This is a genomic window from Luteimonas huabeiensis HB2, assembly GCF_000559025.1.
Lineage (GTDB): Bacteria > Pseudomonadota > Gammaproteobacteria > Xanthomonadales > Xanthomonadaceae > Luteimonas > Luteimonas huabeiensis.
In genome coordinates, this window is the sequence record NZ_JAAN01000048.1 from 1 (window position 1) to 2,530 (window position 2,530).

The window sequence follows — 2,530 nt, forward strand, 5'->3', positions numbered from 1 at the left end:
GGGGGGGGGGGGGGGGGGGGGGGGGGGGGGACGCATGGCGCGGGAGTGGAACATGCGCGGTCGCGTTCGGGGGAGCGACAGGGCGTCGCACCCCGCCCGGGTGCCGGGGGCGCGCGGGCGGCTGAACGCCGGGGCCCGGCGCCGGGACCGCGCCGGCGGTTCGCCGTAGAATGCGCGCATGTCCGCGCTGCCTTCGCCCTGCCTGCCCGAGCCCGCCGACACCGCGGGTCCCTTCGGCCCGTCGCCGCGCCGCGCCACGCGCCAGGTGCGGGTGGGGGGCGTGGCCGTGGGCGGCGATGCGCCGGTGGTCGTGCAGTCGATGACCAACACCGATACCGCCGACGTGGTCGGCACCGCCAAGCAGATCGCCGCGCTCTGGCGCGCCGGCTCGGAGCTGGTGCGGATCACCGTGAACAACCCGGAGTCGGCGGCGGCGGTGCCGCGGATCGTCGAGCGGCTGGCCATGCAGGGCGTGGAGGTGCCGATCATCGGCGATTTCCACTACAACGGCCATCAGTTGCTCGAGCGCGAGCCGGCCTGCGCCGAGGCGCTGGCCAAGTACCGGATCAACCCCGGCAACGTCGGCTTCGGCAAGAAGAAGGACCTGCAGTTCGCGCAGCTGATCGAGTTCGCGATCCGCTACGGCAAGCCGGTGCGCATCGGCGCCAACTGGGGCTCGCTGGACCAGGCGCTGGCCGCCGCGCTGATGGACGAGAACGCCCGCCGCGCCGAGCCCTGGGACGCCGGCCGCGTGCTGCGCGAGGCGCTGATCCGCTCGGCGCTGGACTCCGCCGAGCGCGCGGTGGAACTGGGTCTGGCGCGCGAGCAGATCGTGCTGTCGGCCAAGGTCAGCGGCGTGCAGGAGTTGATCGCGGTGTACCGCGATCTCGCGCGCCGCTCCGATTTCGCCCTGCACCTGGGCCTGACCGAGGCCGGCATCGGCAGCAAGGGCATCGTCGCCTCCAGCGCCGCGTTGAGCGTGCTGCTGCAGGAGGGCATCGGCGACACCATCCGCATCTCGCTCACCCCGGAGCCGGGCGCGCCGCGCACGCAGGAAGTGGTGGTCGCGCAGGAACTGCTGCAGACCCTGGGCCTGCGCGCGTTCACGCCGATGGTCACCGCCTGCCCGGGCTGCGGCCGGACCACCTCGGAGTTCTTCCAGGAACTGGCCAAGGTGGTGCAGGAGCACGTGCGGGCGAAGATGCCGGAGTGGAAGATCACGCACCCGGGCGCGGAGACGATGACGCTGGCGGTGATGGGCTGCGTGGTCAACGGCCCCGGCGAATCGCGCCACGCCAACATCGGCATCTCGCTGCCGGGCACCGGCGAGGCGCCGTCGGCGCCGGTGTTCGTGGACGGCGAGAAGACCGTCACCCTGCGCGGCGAGGGCATCGCGCAGGAGTTCGTCGCGCTGATCGACGACTACGTGGACCGGCGCTATGGCCGAAACGCCGGGCCGGCCTGAGCGGCGCGCGACCCGGCTGCTGCACGACGCCGCCGGCGCCGGCGCCGCGCTGCTGCGACGCCACGGCGGGGCGCTGACCCTGCTGTTCCTGGGCCTGCTGGCGCCGCTGTGGGTGTTCGCGGAACTGGCCGACGAGGTGCACGAGGCCGAGGCGATCCCGTTCGACGAGCCGGTGCTGCTGTTCGCCCAGGCGATGGCGCACGACGGTTTCGACCGGGTGTTCCTGTTCTTCTCGAAGATCGGCTACGCCTGGGGCGTGGTGCCGGCCAGCGTCGGCCTGGCGCTGGCGCTGCTGGTGCTGCGGCGCTTCCGCGAGGGCGTCTTCGCCGGCGTCGCCCTGGGCGGCTCCGGGCTGCTCAACATGCTGGCCAAGCGCGGCTTCGCCCGCGAACGGCCCTCGCTGTGGGAATCGATCGCGCCGGAATCCACCTACAGCTTCCCCAGCGGCCACGCGATGGGCTCGGCCTCGCTGGCGCTGGTGCTGGTGCTGCTGTCCTGGCCCACGCGCTGGCGCTGGCCGGTGCTGGCGGCGATGGCGGTGTTCGTGCCGATGGTCGGGCTGTCGCGGGTGTACCTGGGCGTGCACTATCCGTCCGACATCCTCGCCGGCTGGATGGCGTCCAGCCTGTGGGTGACCGGCGTCTATCTCTGGATCTACCGCGGCGCCCGGCACCGGCCCTGGCGCCGCGACCGGGCGCGATAGCGCGCGCCGGCAGGCGCGCGAGGGCGACGGAACCCTGTCGCCACGCCGACACGAAAGGTGTATAAGCGACGCAACGCGTCCGGCCGGCCACTGCGACGACAGGGGGACGGCCGCCGGGGGCGGACAGGGGACGAGCGGGCGCCCGCCTGCGCGTTCAGCCGCAGTCATCGTCGTCACATCGACACGTCCAGGGGAAATCCGGTATGTCCATGTCTTCACGCGCACGCAGGATCGGCGTGGGCCTCGCGTCGCTGGGCCTCGCCCTGATCGCCACGGCCAGCGCCATCGACTACCTCGGTTCCGCGACGCCACGCACCGCCGTTTCCGCGGGCGCCGCCGGAGCGGCCGCGCCCGCCGGCGCG

At 73.5% G+C, this 2,530-nt stretch carries 2 protein-coding genes; both read left to right on the plus strand.

What is annotated here, in order from left to right; genetic code table 11:
• The first annotated feature begins 178 nt into the window (after positions 1-178).
• Complete coding sequence (gene ispG / locus Z164_RS0118870; RefSeq protein ID WP_081770271.1) at positions 179-1,465, plus strand: flavodoxin-dependent (E)-4-hydroxy-3-methylbut-2-enyl-diphosphate synthase; 1,287 nt, start codon at positions 179-181, stop codon at positions 1,463-1,465.
• Positions 1,440-2,168 (plus strand): phosphatase PAP2 family protein, encoded by a 729-nt coding sequence (locus Z164_RS0118875; protein ID WP_024892200.1) that lies wholly within the window; start codon positions 1,440-1,442, stop codon positions 2,166-2,168. The genes ispG and Z164_RS0118875 overlap by 26 nt, the downstream gene beginning before the upstream one ends.
• The last annotated feature ends 362 nt before the right edge of the window (positions 2,169-2,530 follow it).

Bases quoted from the DNA above. Each gene is read 5' to 3' on its own strand.
- ispG (WP_081770271.1), top strand. From the start codon at position 179: ATGTCCGCGCTGCCTTCGCCCTGCCTGCCCGAGCCCGCCGACACCGCG.
- Z164_RS0118875 (WP_024892200.1), top strand. From the start codon at position 1,440: ATGGCCGAAACGCCGGGCCGGCCTGAGCGGCGCGCGACCCGGCTGCTG.